The following is a 17,137-nucleotide window of genomic DNA, read 5'->3' on the forward strand; positions in this document are numbered from 1 at the left end:
ATTCATATTTTGCCCCTATACAGTTACAACATTACGGGTCACGAAGGTTCGCGATACTTGTTGTTACAAAGGGGCATAATGATTTATTCGGTGTCAGCGTTTAACGTGCTATCACTTACCGTTTCTAGTTCTGCTTCTTCTGGAACAGGTAGTGGCCAACCGCCCATATCTTTCCATTTATTCACTATGTAGCAAAATAATTGCGCAGTTTGTTCTGTATCATATTTAGCAGAATGCGCTTGTTTATGATCAAAAGGAATACCGGCAGCCATACATGCTTTAGCAAGTACTGTTTGACCAACGGCTAGACCAGCAAGTGTCGTGGTATCAAATGTAGCGAAAGGATGAAAAGGATTACGTTTAATCTTTTCTCTATTCGATGCAGCACTTAAAAAACCGTGATCAAATGCCGCATTGTGCGCAACCATGATTGCACGATGGCAACCTGTATCTTTTAAGCCTTTGCGCACAGCTTTATAGATCTCGGTGATCGCTTCGCGTTCAGGCACTGCACCACGTAATGGATTAGTTGGGTCGATACCGGTAAAGTCTAAGGCTGCTTGCTCTAAATTAGCACCTTCAAATGGTTCAACGTTAAAGTGTAAGGTATGCGAAATTTTAAGATAACCATCTTCATCCATTTCTAGGATAGAAGCGGCGATCTCTAACATCGCATCTGTTTGTGCATTAAATCCCGCAGTTTCGATATCGATAACAACAGGGAAGTAGCCACGGAATCGTTGGCTAAAAGCTGATTTTTCAGTTGTGCTCATGTGATCATTAATTAATGTTGACTTGGATAGGATTATGCCATAATAATTGCTTGTCCTCTAATCAACTTTACTAATTTATTGCTAGTTGTCGGCATAACCAACAAGGAATCAATTTTAGGCACTTTTTATTTTTTAGATATTTATAGAAAAGTAACTCAAGTTATTTCACTTAATACCGATAAGTTAATATGGGCTTCGAATAAACAGGATTTTGAACCGTATGATCAACTGCCAACATTTTATAATTGCTTCACTTGTTGCTTTTGGTTCAGCAAGTGCTTCTGCTAACATAAAAAACTATGCGGCCAATTACGAATTCTCTCAATGGGAAAATAGTCGTTCTACGCCTGTACAATGTAGCTTGAAGCATGATATTCCTCGTTACGGGCAAGCCATTTTTACTAGTCGCGCCTCGAAATTAATCAACCTTGATTTTGAATTAGATATGAAACGTCTACCTGCGCAAGCTGAAATGGCTTCATTACGTTCTGTTCCACCAAGCTGGAAGCCGGGGAGTGCAGCCCAAGATCTTGCTGATGTTAAACTGTACCGCCAATTTACGGGGTATGTGAGTGAGCAGCCTGCTTGGCGCATGCTTGATGCATTAGATTCTGGCGACTATCCCACATTCTACTTTCGAGACTGGTACCGCGGCGGTGAGTTTATTAGCGTTGGTCTGTCTTCGGTTAACTTCCAAAATAAATACCAAGAATTTCTAGAATGCGTGAGTAACCTATTACCCTATAGCTTGGATGATATTGCTTATTCGGTACTTGATTTCAATACCGCAAGTGATGAGTTAACACAGAAAAGTCAACAACGTTTAGCGATGATCAGTGAATTTTTACAATACAGTCCAGACATTAATGTTGTTGTTGTTGATAGTTATACTGGTAGCTATGGCGACGAGTTACAAAATTTACAAACATCTTCGTTACGTGCCGAAAATATTAAGCAATATTTTTTAGACAGTGGCCTTAAAAACCTAGAAATCGAAACCAATGGTTATGGCGAGAAAAGCCAAATAGCATCGAATAGTAATATTATTGAACGACAAAAAAATCAACGCGTTGTGATATCATTAGGGCAACCCATTCTTTAATCGCATTCATTTCTTAGTCTATATTGATATTCTCAATATAGACTGTCTGTACAAAATCATTATAAATAAAGTACTACGCAGAGTCTTTTACTAAACTACCGGTATTATTTATATGAATTAACCTATGTTTTACCTGTAAGACAATGTATTAATTTGTAAGCCATTGTAATAAACCATTTTATGGTTTAGTTGTGTACTTTATAATCAGCTGAATTAATTGTTCCACATAGAAATGGAACGACGTTTTTAGCTAAAGGATATTTAATGCTTAACTCTTCAAAACGACGATTGGGTGTACTTTACCCCATTGTTACTACATTCTTTATTTGCCTCATTCTATTAAACATTTCTCGACTAGGATTAAGCCTCTGGCAGGCAGATCGTGTTACTGACGTTAGCGGTTGGGGGACGATTTTTCTTAGTGGTTTACGCATCGATATCGCGAGTTTGTCTTATTTGTTGATATTACCAGCAATGCTGACGTGTTTTCTTTCTAACGATGGTCTGGTTGGGCGAATTTGGCATGTAATACTTCGTTTGTGGATAGTGACAGGCTTGTGGTTCGTGATGTATATGGAGCTAGCGACACCTTCATTTATTATGGAGTATGATGTTCGTCCGAATCGTCTGTTTGTCGAGTACTTGATTTACCCGAAAGAAGTGTTTGGCATGCTTTGGAGTGGTTACAAGCTCGAGTTATTTATTGGTATGGTTGCGTCAATTATAACCGTGCTGGGAGGGTGGAAATTAAGTGGTCATCTTGTTAAAGGGCTGACATTCCCTCGTTGGTACTGGCGTCCTATATTAGCATTGTGTGTGGTAGCTGTTTGTGTGATGGGGGCCCGTTCTACTTTGGGGCATCGTCCGATGAATCCTGCAATGATTGCGTTTTCAAGCGACCCTCTGATGAATGACCTTGCGTTAAACTCGTCTTATTCATTGCTATTCGCGGTGAAGCAAATGAAGTCTGAAGATGACGCGTTTAAATATTACGGTAAGATGGATACACAACAAATCATTAAATTGATCCGTGAATCGACGAGTCTTTCTCCTGAGCAGTTTACATCAAACGAACAGCCCACTCTTGCTATGCGTAAAGCAACTTACCAAGGTAAACCAAAGAACATTGTGATTTTGTTGCAAGAGAGTCTAGGTGCGCGATATGTGGGGGCTTTAGGGGGATTACCACTGACACCAAATCTTGATGCTCTCATACAAGAAGCGTGGAGTTTTAATCGTATGTATGCAACTGGTACGCGTTCAGTTCGAGGCATTGAGGCTGTAGTAACGGGATTCTCCCCAACGCCTGCTCGTTCTGTTGTTAAATTAGGTAAAAGCCAAACTAACTTCTTTACGGCAGCAAATGCATTGAAGAAAAAAGGTTACCACACTCAGTTCATTTATGGTGGAGAGAGCTATTTTGATAACATGAAAAGCTTCTTCTTAGGTAATGGCTTTGTTGATATGCAAGACTTCCCAACCTTTAGTAACCCTAAATTTGTAGGATCTTGGGGGGCGTCAGATGAAGACCTGTACGATAAAGCGGACGAGCAATTCGCCATGTTGTCTAAGCAAGACAAGCCATTTTTCAGTTTAGTGTTTACCTCATCGAATCATAGCCCGTTTGATTATCCTGATAATCGTATTACAGCGTATAACACACCGAAGCAAACACGTGAAAATGCAGCTAAATATTCAGACTACGCATTAGGAACCTTTATTAATAAAGCGAAAAAGTCGTCGTATTGGAAAGACACTATTTTTGTGGTGATTGCGGATCATGATTCACGTGCTTACGGAAACCAATTAGTACCGATTGACCATTTCCGTATTCCAGCTGTGATCTTTGGTGGTGATGTGAAGCCGCGTCAGGATGATCGCTTAACAAGTCAAATCGATCTGCTACCAACATTATTGTCACTGGCTGGCATTGATAGTGTGACGCCAATGATTGGTCACGATATGACACAAAACATTGACCCATCGAAGTTACGTGCGATGATGCAGTTCTATAAAAACTTTGCGTGGATGGACAATAATAATGATGTCGTTATTTTCCAGCCTGAAAAGCCAGAATCTAGCTACCATTACGATGCAAACACTACGAACTTGACCAGTAAGCCAGTATCGAAAGATATGGTCATTAAGGCTAAAGCTAATGCACTATGGGGTAGTTTAGCTTATAAGAATAACTTATACACACCAGTAAATTAGTATTAATCTGTTCAGGCTTAAGCTTGACTTAGTATAGCTATGATATAAAGGCGTTAAGAACGATACTCTTAGCGCCTTTTTATTGTGATATCATTAGTATAAGCAATTCTTCAATATCACTCAGCTGTATAGGACGTGTTATGCAATTCTTACATACAATGGTTCGTGTCAAAAATTTGGAAGCATCCTTAGACTTTTACTGTAATAAACTTGGTTTAATCGAAGTTAAACGTAATGATTATGAAGCTGCACGTTTTTCCCTCATCTTTTTAGCTGCTCCTGGCGATGCAGAACAAGCGAAAAAAACATCTAGCCCAACACTTGAACTTACCTACAATTGGGATGAAGAAGAGTATGAAGGCGGTCGTAATTTTGGTCACTTAGCTTACGAAGTTGAAGATATTTATACTACATGTGCAGATTTACAGGCCGCTGGTGTCATTATTAACCGTCCTCCACGTGATGGTTATATGGCATTTATCCGCTCACCGGATGGCATCTCTATCGAGTTATTACAAAAAGGCGATAAATTAGCACCACAAGAACCTTGGGCTTCAATGCAAAATATTGGTGAATGGTAACAAGTCATTACTGGGTTGCAATCACTCGCTATTAGTGTGATTTATTAAATTTTATCATCGTTAATAAGTCACATTAATTTAATCTTACTACTATTTAACTTTAATATACTATAAAGTTATATTAAACACTTCCTTTAGTTTTTAAATATATAAAAACTGCATCATATAACAGATTGATATACATATATGATTCTTTATGAATAAAGAGAATAACTCTTGCTAAATTAATTTTAGTTGTTCTATTTCAATGAAAATAAAATGTAAACATTCTTATCTATATTTTTATTTAACAATTAACATGTGCCCAAGCTTTTAATATCAATGGCTTGTATCGTGGTGTTATTGTTTTTATTCAACTTGTTAAAAAGGTTAACTTTTTATTTAAATTTGTTTTTATCGTTTTTAACGTTAGAATTAAATTATATTTATAGCTTTGTTGATATTTTAAACTATTAAAAATTGCCCTGTTAGAATTATTAATCTACAATCGCGGCCTCTTTAAATTCGACAGGTTTTATATGTAATGTCTACACAACTAGCTAATCCAGCACCACTGGGCCTAATGGGCTTCGGTATGACTACCGTTTTATTAAATATCCATAATGCGGGTTTTTTCCCTATGGATTCAATGATACTTGCAATGGGTATTTTCTACGGTGGTATTAGCCAAATTATAGCGGGTATTTTATGCTACAAACGTAATGATACGTTTGGCACAACTGCCTTCATCTCTTATGGCTTTTTCTGGTTAACATTAGTTGGTCTGATCTTAATGCCTAAAATGGGCGTAGCGGCAAGCCCTGCACCATTCATGGCATGGTATTTGTTATTATGGGGCTTATTTACTGCGGGTCTATTCGTTGGTTCATTACGCTACCCACGAGCAAAACAAATCATATTTGCTTCATTAACAGCATTATTTTTCCTGCTAGCTATTCGTGATTTTAGTGGCAGTGCTGTAATTGGTGTAATCGCTGGTTATGTTGGCATTTTCTGCGGTTTAAGTGCGATGTATTTCAGCATGGCACAAATACTAAATGGCGAGTTCGGCCGTGAAGTTATGCCTGTTGGCAAACCTGTTTTTAAATAATCGCGAAGCCTGTTTTATATAATGGGTAATCGCGAAGCCTGTTTTGTATAATAGGTAAATAGAGCGATTAAACATGAATATTACAAAGGCGCGTTCAATGATTTGAACGCGCCTTTTTGATAGCCAATATCGCGTGTTTTTAATTAATCCCTTTTTCTCGTAAATCGCCACCAAGACCAACAATATAGTTTTACTATTTAAATACAGAGAATTAAGCCGTAATACCAAGTAAGGTCGTGGTGATATAGAAATAAATCAATAACCCCGTAATATCAACGAAGGTAGTAATAGCAGGACTTGCTACAACGGCAGGATCTAATCGAAATGACTTCGCTATTAACGGTAAAGTTGCACCAATAACGGTCGCCGTCAGTACCTGTAAAAACAATGCTAATGCGATCGCTGAACCTAGTAATGTCAACGTTATATTGCCCGGTAATTCGGTGCTACCCGATAAAAAATAGACCTTTATAAATGAAGCGACTGCTAACGCTAAACCGATTAAACTCGCTATTTTTAACTCTTTCCAGACAACAGTGAGCCAGTTTTTAATTTTCAGTTCCCCTAATGCTAAGGAACGTACAATTACAGTTGCAGATTGACTTCCAGCATTGCCGCCAGTGTCAGCAATCATAGGCATGTATAAAGCGAGTATTGTTAATGCGGCAATCGCATCGTCATAACTCTGAATAATCATGCCAGAGAAGATCCCGATAGCAGCTAAACCCAACACCCAAAATATGCGTTTACGCACATGATCTGTTACTGACATATCAAGGTAACTTGGCTCGTTTAGGTTGCTCTGAATACCCATTTGTAGATTTACATCTTCCGTTAACTCCACCTGCATCACTTGAGAGGCTTGCTGCCATTGAAACAACCCAACTGGATGGCCGCGTATATCAACAATGGGTAAATAGTCTGTATTGCTCATTTGTAATTGGCTGACTGCATACTCTTGATCTTCCCCAAGATGGCAAGGTTCAACTTGCAATGCTATATCTGCTAATAAGACATCATTATCATGTTGGAGCAGCATCTGTAATTCCAATAAACCATAATAACGCCCATGTTGGTCAACAGTTATTGCAGCTTTAGAGTGGAGACCTTTTTCCATTAATTTAACGTGCTTTACTGTCTCTGCAACTGACATATTAGAATTTAGCAGCAGGGGGGTAGATGGTGACATAACAGAAAATACTGGACTGTTAACCGAACTTAAAATCTCAATATCGGCAAGTAGCCAAGCAGGTAATAATTTTTTTAAATCTAAACCAATATCCTCTAACGATAATTTTTTTATTTGATGGTATTGATTTAATGTTTTATTACTAAACCAATGACGAATATCTTCTATTGAATTATTTTTGAAAAACATAATTAATTTATTCTTCGTTTCATCACTCCATAAATCAAATGAATTATTAATATCATTAAAATTTAAGTTTACGTTGTCATTTGATGTTGGTTGGTGTGTATTATTTTTTAGCGCTGTATTATTGGACATGAGAAGTCCTCCAATATAATAGGATTAAATATATTTGATAATATTAATAGCAGCGAAGGTGGGTATATTAATTACGTTATTTAATTTAGGCTTTAATTATATTAAAGTCTAAATACACTACCACTACATATCGCTTTTGGGATTAGTAGTGGACTAGGGGGAATGTCAATTTCCATTTTATCACCTGTTAAATCAAGTGCTTGTATGTAGCCATGTCTGCTGTAGCGTAATGATTAACAATCGTTACTTATTACATATAGCTAATATTTAAACACACTTGATTCAATTTAATATTGATTAAACTTTTACTTACCATAACCGATTAATTATCGAAAGTAAGGGGTATTTGTAGTGAATAGCAAATACGTCTGAATAATAATTATTATTTCAGATTATTTATGCTTTATAAAATGAGAGAGTATAAATAGAGGAGGGAGTCGTTTTATAATGTTAAATCCAAGTCTCTATATATAGGCTCTCCTACAATGGTCGCTTTCCATATTATTTTCCTTTGTTTGATTAATTCGAGCGGATTGTAAGTTTAATGATATTTAAAGTCAATATTGAAACGGTATACTTTACATTAAATATCATTCTAGCGAGTCGCTATTCTTCAGGGTATATTTTGTCTTTAAACTCACAAAGATCTTCAATTAAACAAGATCCACAACGCGGTTTACGGGCGATGCAAGTATAACGACCGAGTAAAATTAACCAGTGGTGCACATCTACTTTAAATTCAGCAGGTACCACTTTTAGTAGCTTTGCTTCTACTTGATCAACGTTTTTACCCATGGCTAACTTAGTGCGGTTTGAGACGCGGAAGATATGCGTATCAACAGCGATTGTCGGCCAACCAAATGCAGTGTTTAATACAACATTCGCGGTCTTTCTGCCAACACCTGGTAGTTCAACTAAGGCATCCAGATCTTCGGGTACAACCCCATTGTGCTTCTCTAATAAAATCTGACAGGCTTTAATGACGTTATTAGCTTTGGTGTTGTATAAACCAATCGTTTTAATATAGCTTTTTAGCCCTTCAACACCTAAATCAAAGATCGCTTGTGGCGTATTTGCAACAGGAAAAAGTTTATTAGTCGCTTTGTTTACACTCACATCTGTAGCCTGGGCTGACAGCGTAACTGCAACAAGTAGCTCAAATGCTGAGGAGAAGTTTAGCTCAGTTTCAGGATGGGGATTATTATCACGCAGACGCTCTAAAATAATGCGGCGTTTATCCTTGTTCATATCTTGATCCTATATATGATACCAATCACAATAAATAGATGATCACTTATTTAATGAAATTGGATAAAGCCATACTGATAATTATAAATTAGTATGGCTTAAGTTGTTTTAATAACTGTTTGTGTTGATTAATTCGCTGTCGATTCAGTATCTGAAACTGACTCAGGCTCAGATACACTAACAGGCTGTGCTTTACGGCGTTTATCTAGTTGTTCATCAATAGCATGCTTCAGAGCCATCAAAAATCCCATACCGATAAATGCACCGGGCGCTAAAATTGCTAACAAGAAGCTTGTATCCGCATGAAAGACTTCAATACGCAATACACTCGCCCAGTCACCTAATAGTAGGTCCATGCCGTCAAAGAGAGTACCTTGACCTAATACTTCACGAATAGCACCTAATACAATTAATACGCTGGCAAAACCAAGACCCATAAAGAAGCCATCAGCCGCAGAAGGTAAGACTTTATTACGTGATGCAAATGCTTCAGCACGACCAATAATAATGCAGTTGGTTACAATTAACGGAATGAAAATACCAAGAGATTGATATAATTCATAAACATAGGCATTCATAAGTAATTGTACTGTTGTTACAAATGAGGCAATAATCATGACAAAAATAGGAATACGTATCTCTTTTGGCACGTATTCACGTATCAGAGAAATTGTCGTATTCGAAGCAACAAGTACTAATAAGGTCGCAAACCCTAGTCCCATCGCATTCGTGACGGTTGCCGTTACGGCAAGTAGGGGACAAAGCCCTAATACTTGTACTAAACCAGGATTATTTTTCCATAACCCTTGATAGATAATATCTCGATATTGGCTCATGATTTACTCCAACAAGAAGGCGCGCTTTGTAGTTCAGAAAATTGATCTGACTGATAAAAAGTAAGTATATCTTTCACTGAACTCACAACTGCTCTAGGTGTAATAGTGGCGCCAGTGAATGAATCAAAGTCACCGCCATCTTTAGTCACGGCCCAAGTATGTGCATTCTCTTTAGTTAGCGTTTGGTCAACAAAGTCATCTAGCCAGTTTGATTTACGGTATTCAACTTTGTCACCTAATCCTGGTGTTTCATTGTGTCCAAGAATACGTACACCCGTTACTTTACCGACGGTATCAACACCGACAACGAGTTTAATATTACCGCTATAGCCCTTTGGTGCAATACCTTCAATTGCGTAGCCTACAGGTTCATTATTTTTTGTTGCCGTGAAAATACGTTGCGGTTCAGATGTGCCAAGTAGTGCTTCATTCGTCATTAATTTACAACTTTGAAAAATATTATTGTCATGACCATTTTCTGGCAATAGCTGGTTAATGATTTTCAGTAATTGGGTTTGTTCTTGTTCTGCAATACGGTCTTTTGTCACCGTATTCGTGATCGCAACAACAGAGGTACAAGCAAAAGCAAATAAGGCGAGTATCGCACCATTTTTTTTCATTGATACTAACATGGTGATCTCCTATTTATGACCGTAAACACGGGGTTGAGTGTAATAGTCAATTAACGGTACGCACATGTTCGCGAGTAGTACTGCAAACGCAATTGCATCAGGATAGCCGCCCCAAGTTCGAATGATATAAACTAATGCACCAATTAATGCGCCGAATATGAGTCGGCCTTTTGGTGTTGTTGATGCTGATACCGGGTCGGTGGCAATAAAGAATGCGCCTAACATGGTTGCACCTGAGAACAGGTGAAATATTGGCGAACCTACAGCATCCGGTTCCCACAGGTAGCCAATGAAGCTTATTACAAATAAACCACCTAACAAACCTACTGGGATATACCAGAGGATCGCGCGTTTACTCAGTAAATAAATACCGCCTGCAAGGAAGGCTAAATTAATCCATTCCCAGCCTAAACCTGATAACCAGCTAAATTGTTCTTTGGCTTGGATCTCGCTAACCGTATGCCCCATAGCCAGACCTGTTTTTAAGGTATCAAGCGGGGTTGCCATCGTGATACCGTCAATATTTTGCATCAGCTGATGCGCGGTATGACCGTCTAAGGTAACGCCTGAAAAAATAACGTTAAAGACATCCCATAATGATAATTCATAACCTGTTATTTCACTCACAGGGGGCCAAGTTGTCATTTGTAGCGGGAATGAAACAAGTAACATCACATAAGCGACCATTGCAGGGTTAAAGATATTTTGACCTAATCCACCATAAAGATGTTTTGCAATACCAATGGCAAATATTGCCCCCATGACACTGATCCACCAAGGCGCAAAGCCGGGTATTGAAATACCGATTAATAAACCAGTTAACAAAGCACTGTTATCTTGTATTCGGCTTAGTATTGGTTGCTTACGTAACTTCAAAATTACGGTTTCAGTAATAATGGCTGTCATACAGGCCAAAACGATATGGATGAGGTTACCTGCACCAAAAAAATACCATTGTGCGGCAATACCTGGGATTGTCGCCAGAATAACGGTACGCATCAGGTTACTGGTGCTACTACCACTGTGATTATGGGGGGAGCTTGCTAATCTAAATGCCATGTTATTTGTCACCAAGTTGGGCTAGTTTCTTTGCTTTCGCTTTTGCTATTGCCGCGGCAATAGCTGCTTTTTTCTTATCGACAGGCTCGGTTGGTTGAGCCTCGTCGGGTGAATCGCTTGTTTGCGCTGCGGCTTTTTTAGCTTTTGCGCGAGCAACCGCAGCAGCAACGGCGGCTTTCTTGGCATCAGCTGCAGGCGCTGGTGTATCAGTTGTGGTTTCGCCTGACTGCGCAGCTGCTTTCTTGGCTTTTGCGCGGGAAACCGCAGCAGCAACGGCGGCTTTCTTAGGATCCGCAGCAGGCGCTGGTATGTCAGTGTCAGTTGCTGTTTCACTTGACTGTGCAGCCGCTTTCTTGGCTTTAGCACGAGCAATTGCAGCAGCAACGGCGGCTTTCTTAGGATCCGCAGCAGGCGCTGGTATGTCAGTGTCAGTTGCTGTTTCACTTGACTGTGCAGCCACTTTCTTGGCTTTAGCACGAGCAATTGCAGCAGCAACGGCGGCTTTCTTAGGATCAGCTGAAGGCGTTGGTGTATCAGTTACGGTTTCGCCTGATTGCGCAGCTGCTTTCTTGGCTTTAGCACGAGCAATTGCAGCAGCAACGGCGGCTTTCTTGGCATCAACTGCAGGCGCTGGTGTGTCAGTTACGGTTTCGCCTGATTGCGCAGCTGCTTTCTTGGCTTTAGCACGAGCAATTGCAGCAGCAACGGCGGCTTTCTTAGGATCAGCTGAAGGCGTTGGTGTATCAGTTACGGTTTCGCCTGATTGCGCAGCTGCTTTCTTGGCTTTAGCACGAGCAATTGCAGCAGCAACGGCGGCTTTCTTAGGATCAGCTGAAGGCGTTGGTGTATCAGTTACGGTTTCGCCTGATTGCGCAGCTGCTTTCTTGGCTTTAGCACGAGCAATTGCAGCAGCAACGGCGGCTTTCTTGGCATCAACTGCAGGCGCTGGTGTGTCAGTTACGGTTTCGCCTGATTGCGCAGCTGCTTTCTTGGCTTTAGCACGAGCGATAGCATCGGCAACCGCTGCTTTTTTCGCTTCAATCGCTGGACTAGTTGTTGTTGTTTCTGCAGGTTGTGAACCTTCGGCTTCTCGCTTAGCTTTAGCAGCTGCTTTTCTCGCTTTTCGTTCTGCAATGACAGCTGTATTATCTGGAACCCTAGTATCAGTGGATGCGGCAGCGGCTTTCTTGGCTTTAGCGCGAGCAATTGCATCCGCAACTGCAGAACCTTTATTTGTGTTACCATCGGCTGTAACTTGTTCTGCAGCTTTGGCTTTTTGGATACGTTCCATTGCGGCTTTAACAGGATCTTCACCCGTCGTCGCTTTTGCTGCTGCACGGCGTTTTTCTGCAGCTTCTTTTTGACGCTGTTCACGCTGCGCTTTTTCTAATGCTAGGCGTTCATTACGTTTCTCAAAACGTTCTTTAGCAATCGCAGCCGCAGCAAGTTCTGCATCACTTTCACGTACTTCAACTTTCGCAATACGGTATTGATGAACAAGTGGTATTTGGCTCGGGCAAACATAGCTACAGGCGCCACATTCGATACAATCCATTAGATTATAATCGGCAAGTTTAGTGACGTCTTTTGCTTGGCTATACCAATGTAATTGCTGTGGTAATAAATCGACTGGACAAGCTTCAGAACATTCACCACAACGAATACACGCATCAGGTTCTCTTACTTGCGGTATTTCATCTTTGATTGGCGTTAAAATACAGTTACCTGTTTTAGTCAGTGAAAACAGACCGTGCGGTAATGTAAATCCCATCATAGGGCCACCATAAATAATCGCAGCGGCTTTTTCTTCATCGCACTCGAACTCACCCAGTAATGCACTGATTGGCGTACCAATTAACGCTTCTACATTGCGTGGTTGTGGGAATGCTTTGCCGGTTAAGGTAACAATACGGCTTAATAATGGCTGGCGATCTATGATTGCTTGTTTGACGGCATAAATAGTACCGACGTTTTGCATGACGACCCCTGATTGTGCAGGTATCTGACCTTTACTAATTTCTTTACCCGTTAATACTTTAATTAACTGCTTTTCACCACCGTTCGGGTATTTTGTCGGCACTTTACGTACGATGATATCAGCACTTAGATTGGCTGTTTTAATCGCTGTTTCTAACGCATTTGCGGCATCAGGTTTATTATCTTCAATTCCGATGACACAAAGTACAGGTTTGATCATGTGACGTAATATCTCAATACCTTGAATTATATCATCAGCGCGTTCACGCATGAGCACATCATCAGAAGTAATATAAGGTTCACATTCAGCAGCATTGATTAGTAAGAACTCAATTGGCTGCTTATCACTTAATTTTACAGCCGTTGGGAAACCTGCACCACCCATACCAGCAACACCGGCTAGGCTTATATGTTGTTGCAATTCAGCTGTTGATAGCTGCTTATAATCGAGTGCTGGCTGATTTTCGAGTGTTCGATCTTCTTGATCGCAAATTAGTTTTATTGCAATTTCAGGCGTTGCTGATGGGTGAGTACTTGGATATTGTGCAATATGCTCAATCGTACCTGACGTTGGGGCATGAACCGGCACAGACATAAACGAGTCGGATGCTGTTAGCGGTTGGCCTTTTAAAACTTTGTCACCTGGAGCAACAATTATCTGACCGCCTTGGCCAATGTGCTGCTTAACAGGAATTATCAGGTGTTTAGGGATACTCGCCGTCGTAATTGTTAAGCGCGTTGACTGGGCCTTATTTTCTTGTGGATGTACACCACCAAAGTAGCGCCACAGTTTACCATTTTTAATTTGTTCGATTAATGAAATCATGTGACCTACTTAATATTCACTACAGGGATAGAGTCTAATTGCCACTTCCATGCAGCTTGTACTGGTTCCATCACGATACAATCGGTAGGACAGGGTGCAACACATAATTTACAGCCTGTGCAAGCATCGACGATCACTGTGTGCATGGCGCGTGTTGCACCTGCAATCGCATCAACAGGGCAGGCCTGAATACATTTAGTACAACCAATACAGTCTTCTTCAATAATTCGCGCAACCATTTTGATACTGGCGTCGTGTTCTTGCTCTGCAATAGGCTTGACTTCAACTCCCATTATATCGGCAAGTTTTTCGACAGTATCAGCACCACCTGGAACGCATAAGTTTACTTCTTCACCGTTAGCCACGGCTGTTGCATAAGGCTTGCAGCCCGGATAGCCACATTGGCCACATTGTGTTTGTGGTAACTCGGCATCGATCTGTTCAACAACAGGGTTGCCTTCAATTTTAAAACGAATAGCTGCCCAGCCGAGCCCGAGCCCAAATAAAGCGGCGAGAATAACAAGGGTAATAATTGCAATAAGAATAGTAGTCATAGTTATCAATAGTTAAAGTTTAACCAAGCCCGTAAAACCCATGAACGCAAGTGACATAAGACCTGCTGTGATCATGGCGATTGAAGTACCCTTAAAAGGGGCCGGGACGTTTGCTGCTGCGATCCGTTCACGCATAGCGGCAAATAATATAAGCACTAATGAGAACCCAACTGCAGCACCAAAACCATACACGGCACTTTCTATAAAGTTATGTTTTTCATTAATATTGAGTAGTGCAACACCTAGTACCGCGCAGTTAGTCGTGATAAGTGGTAAGAAAATACCTAACAAACGATAAAGAGTAGGGCTAGTCTTATGCACAACCATTTCGGTAAATTGAACGACAACGGCAATGACAAGAATGAAACTAAGCGTTCGGAGATACTCTAAACCGAGTGGTGTTAAAATATAGGTTTCAACAAGGTATGAAGACATGGCAGCAATCGTCAGTACGAACGTTGTCGCAAATGACATGCCAATCGCACTTTCTAGTTTGCTCGATACACCCATAAACGGGCATAAACCAAGGAATTTGACTAGTACAAAGTTATTTACAAGAACAGTGCTTACTAGCAATAAAAGATATTCGGTCATGATGGAGTAATACAGTTACTATGGGAGGCCATATTATCGGGTATCTGTATCATTGTTACAATAGAAAATAAGTAAATTGATAACGTAAAAAGGCTAATAATTAATTAGTATCCTTACGCTAGCTAAGGTTTTTGCTGTTTAACAGGCTATTTTACTTAATGGAGCAGGTTTTGAGATGAGATAACCTTGGATCCCGTCAACATACATGGATTCGAGTAATTGCTTTTGCGCTAAGTCTTCAACGCCCTCGGCAATTACTTGGCAACTCATGCGATGAGCCACGTCAACAATCATACGTAAAAACTGCTGACTTGCATTATCATCTGTAATTGATTGAATTAAACCACTGTCTATTTTTATGTAATCTGGCTTTAGTTCTCTAAAGAGTTTGAATGAACTAATACCATGCCCAAATTTACTAATTGCTGAGCGGCTACCAACGCGGCGCAGCATATCGACTATTCGCTTACTTGAGACGATATTTCTTTCTAGAATAACTTCATCAATTTCAAAAACTAAATTGGTCGCGATATTTGGTTCGCGTAATAATAAGCGTTCTAGCCAGACAATAAATGCGCTACTTTGCACGGACTGTGAGGTTAGATTAACTCCCCACCGACTGGAACCATCCATTTGTGTCCGGCTATTACTGATGATGTTTTCGATAATTATTTGGTCAAGCTTAACGGTATAATCCAAGCGTTGAGCCATTGCAAATAAGGTGTGAGTTGGCAGTATGGCATTGTTGCTACCAATAAAACGAGTATAAATTTCTTGGTAGTTTTTCATGTTACGGTGGATGGGTTGTACTGGTTGACTGAGTAACATCAGGCTGCGTTTATTGATAATCTCTTCAATCACATCTTTCCAATAAGATTGTCCTTGATTTTCTTGCTGGGCATCTTGCTGTTGGAATGCCCAATAATTAGGTCCTTCGAGTTGTGCTTTCGCTAATGCAGTATCCGCACGCGCTAATACTTGTTCAGGCTGCTGGCCAGAATGAACTGTCGTTATACCTATATACGCAACATTTTCTAGATCGTTAAGTGATTGATAATCATCAAGATTCGCTTTGGTTTCTCGTGCCAATTTATGTGCGACGGCTGCAGTCATATTAGGTATGATAATGGCGAAATCAGGGCCTGAAACGCGGTATAATCGACTATCGGGATAACGTTTTGTACATTGCTTAAGAATATTAGATATATCTTTTAGGTAAGTATCGCCGCGCTGAAACCCTCTGTGTTTATTGATATGTCCAAGCGCCGTTGCGCGAATTAATGCGAGAATGGCTGATTGGGGTTTATTTTTTTCCGACAATACATCTACAAGCTCACCACGAAAGTAGAATCGATTGTATAAACCAGTTAAATTATCCATATTAATTTGTTTTGATAGGGCTTCAATTTTATCATGCTGATCTTGTAATTCTTTATGATGGTCTGCTTTATGCTGGGCAAGACGGCGGGTGATAGCTGGAAATACATGGTATTTTGGTTTTTCCGTGTTACCCATTTCCTTCAAGATATTCCTTTCTAACTTAACTAATAATCGTTTTACGGACGCAAGGCATAATAAATAGGCGATAAAGAGTGAAATAATAAAAGTGCTTAGTAATTTAATTTGTGCGTTATCTTTGTCATTAAATCTGAGCTTAAATTTATAACTAAATAAATCTGTGGCACCTGAAAACTTTTTAGCGAGTTGAGGGAAGAGCAACTGGATCAGGATAGGGTAGTTGATATTGGAGTCCCAACTCGAAGATATAGATTCTGTTTGAATGAATAATTGGCTTAGTCCGAGGTGTTCTGTTAATAATTTCGTATTATTATCCGTAATTGAATCAAGACTTATTCTTTGACTCAATGCATCATTAACAATACTGCCTTGTACCGACAATGATGAATTTAATGAATGGTAGCCAAGCCCTAATGAACTGATCAACATACATAAAAAAACAAATGTGATAGAAAGGTTGCAGCGAAAATAATCCGTCATTTTCATTATCCCTATAATATTTTTACATCCTTGTTAGGCTAGATTAACCTGTTTAGATCAATAAAAATACGTATAAGGGGTAGTCGGATATAGATTATGCGATAACGGGCACTATTTTAGTAAAAATTAAACTTTAGTCGGAGAGG

The 17,137-nt window shown here is 39.8% G+C and carries 14 protein-coding genes; 4 read left to right on the plus strand and 10 right to left on the minus strand.

The window, feature by feature from the left end; translation table 11 throughout:
* Positions 1-83 precede the first annotated feature (83 nt).
* Entirely contained in the window at positions 84-773 is a 690-nt protein-coding gene (gene rnt / locus HWV03_RS07625) for a ribonuclease T (RefSeq protein ID WP_211679171.1), read from the minus strand.
* Positions 774-993: 220 nt separating this feature from the next.
* Between rnt and HWV03_RS07630 the strand changes: the two genes are divergently transcribed.
* From HWV03_RS07630 to HWV03_RS07645, 4 genes are all read left to right on the plus strand, one after another.
* A complete protein-coding gene (locus tag HWV03_RS07630; protein WP_211679172.1) occupies positions 994-1,875 on the plus strand; it encodes a flagellar protein MotY in 882 nt (293 codons plus the stop codon).
* A 264-nt stretch (positions 1,876-2,139) separates the two neighbouring features.
* On the plus strand, positions 2,140-4,089 hold the full coding sequence (locus tag HWV03_RS07635; protein ID WP_211679173.1) for an LTA synthase family protein: 1,950 nt from the start codon (positions 2,140-2,142) through the stop codon (positions 4,087-4,089).
* 140 nt (positions 4,090-4,229) lie between these two features.
* Positions 4,230-4,670, plus strand: a complete 441-nt coding sequence (gene gloA / locus HWV03_RS07640; RefSeq protein WP_211679174.1) for a lactoylglutathione lyase — start codon at positions 4,230-4,232, stop codon at positions 4,668-4,670.
* A 523-nt stretch (positions 4,671-5,193) separates the two neighbouring features.
* On the plus strand, positions 5,194-5,760 hold the full coding sequence (locus HWV03_RS07645; RefSeq protein WP_211679175.1) for an acetate uptake transporter: 567 nt from the start codon (positions 5,194-5,196) through the stop codon (positions 5,758-5,760).
* Between the two features lie 211 nt (positions 5,761-5,971).
* Here HWV03_RS07645 and HWV03_RS07650 read toward each other — a convergent pair whose 3' ends face one another.
* The 9 genes from HWV03_RS07650 to HWV03_RS07690 all read right to left on the minus strand — a co-directional run bounded on the left by HWV03_RS07650 (position 5,972) and on the right by HWV03_RS07690 (position 16,991).
* Entirely contained in the window at positions 5,972-7,267 is a 1,296-nt protein-coding gene (locus HWV03_RS07650) for a magnesium transporter (RefSeq protein ID WP_211679176.1), read from the minus strand.
* 606 nt (positions 7,268-7,873) lie between these two features.
* A complete protein-coding gene (nth, locus tag HWV03_RS07655) occupies positions 7,874-8,515 on the minus strand; it encodes an endonuclease III (RefSeq protein WP_211679177.1) in 642 nt (213 codons plus the stop codon).
* Between the two features lie 128 nt (positions 8,516-8,643).
* On the minus strand, positions 8,644-9,351 hold the full coding sequence (locus HWV03_RS07660) for an electron transport complex subunit E (RefSeq protein WP_211679178.1): 708 nt from the start codon (positions 9,349-9,351) through the stop codon (positions 8,644-8,646).
* A complete protein-coding gene (rsxG, locus tag HWV03_RS07665) occupies positions 9,348-9,983 on the minus strand; it encodes an electron transport complex subunit RsxG (protein WP_211679179.1) in 636 nt (211 codons plus the stop codon). Before rsxG ends, HWV03_RS07660 begins: the two co-directional genes overlap by 4 nt.
* 9 nt (positions 9,984-9,992) lie before the next feature.
* Positions 9,993-11,042: an electron transport complex subunit RsxD gene (gene rsxD / locus HWV03_RS07670; protein ID WP_211679180.1), complete on the minus strand. Its 1,050-nt coding sequence runs from the start codon at positions 11,040-11,042 to the stop codon at positions 9,993-9,995.
* Between the two features lies 1 nt (position 11,043).
* A complete protein-coding gene (gene rsxC, locus HWV03_RS07675) occupies positions 11,044-13,845 on the minus strand; it encodes an electron transport complex subunit RsxC (RefSeq protein WP_211679181.1) in 2,802 nt (933 codons plus the stop codon).
* Positions 13,846-13,850: 5 nt separating this feature from the next.
* Positions 13,851-14,399: an electron transport complex subunit RsxB gene (rsxB, locus tag HWV03_RS07680; RefSeq protein WP_211674788.1), complete on the minus strand. Its 549-nt coding sequence runs from the start codon at positions 14,397-14,399 to the stop codon at positions 13,851-13,853.
* A gap of 12 nt (positions 14,400-14,411) precedes the next feature.
* Positions 14,412-14,993, minus strand: a complete 582-nt coding sequence (rsxA, locus tag HWV03_RS07685) for an electron transport complex subunit RsxA (RefSeq protein ID WP_026006230.1) — start codon at positions 14,991-14,993, stop codon at positions 14,412-14,414.
* A gap of 138 nt (positions 14,994-15,131) precedes the next feature.
* Positions 15,132-16,991: an EAL domain-containing protein gene (locus HWV03_RS07690; protein ID WP_211679182.1), complete on the minus strand. Its 1,860-nt coding sequence runs from the start codon at positions 16,989-16,991 to the stop codon at positions 15,132-15,134.
* Positions 16,992-17,137: the final 146 nt, after the last annotated feature.

Source organism: Moritella sp. 36 (genome assembly GCF_018219415.1).
Classification (GTDB): domain Bacteria; phylum Pseudomonadota; class Gammaproteobacteria; order Enterobacterales; family Moritellaceae; genus Moritella.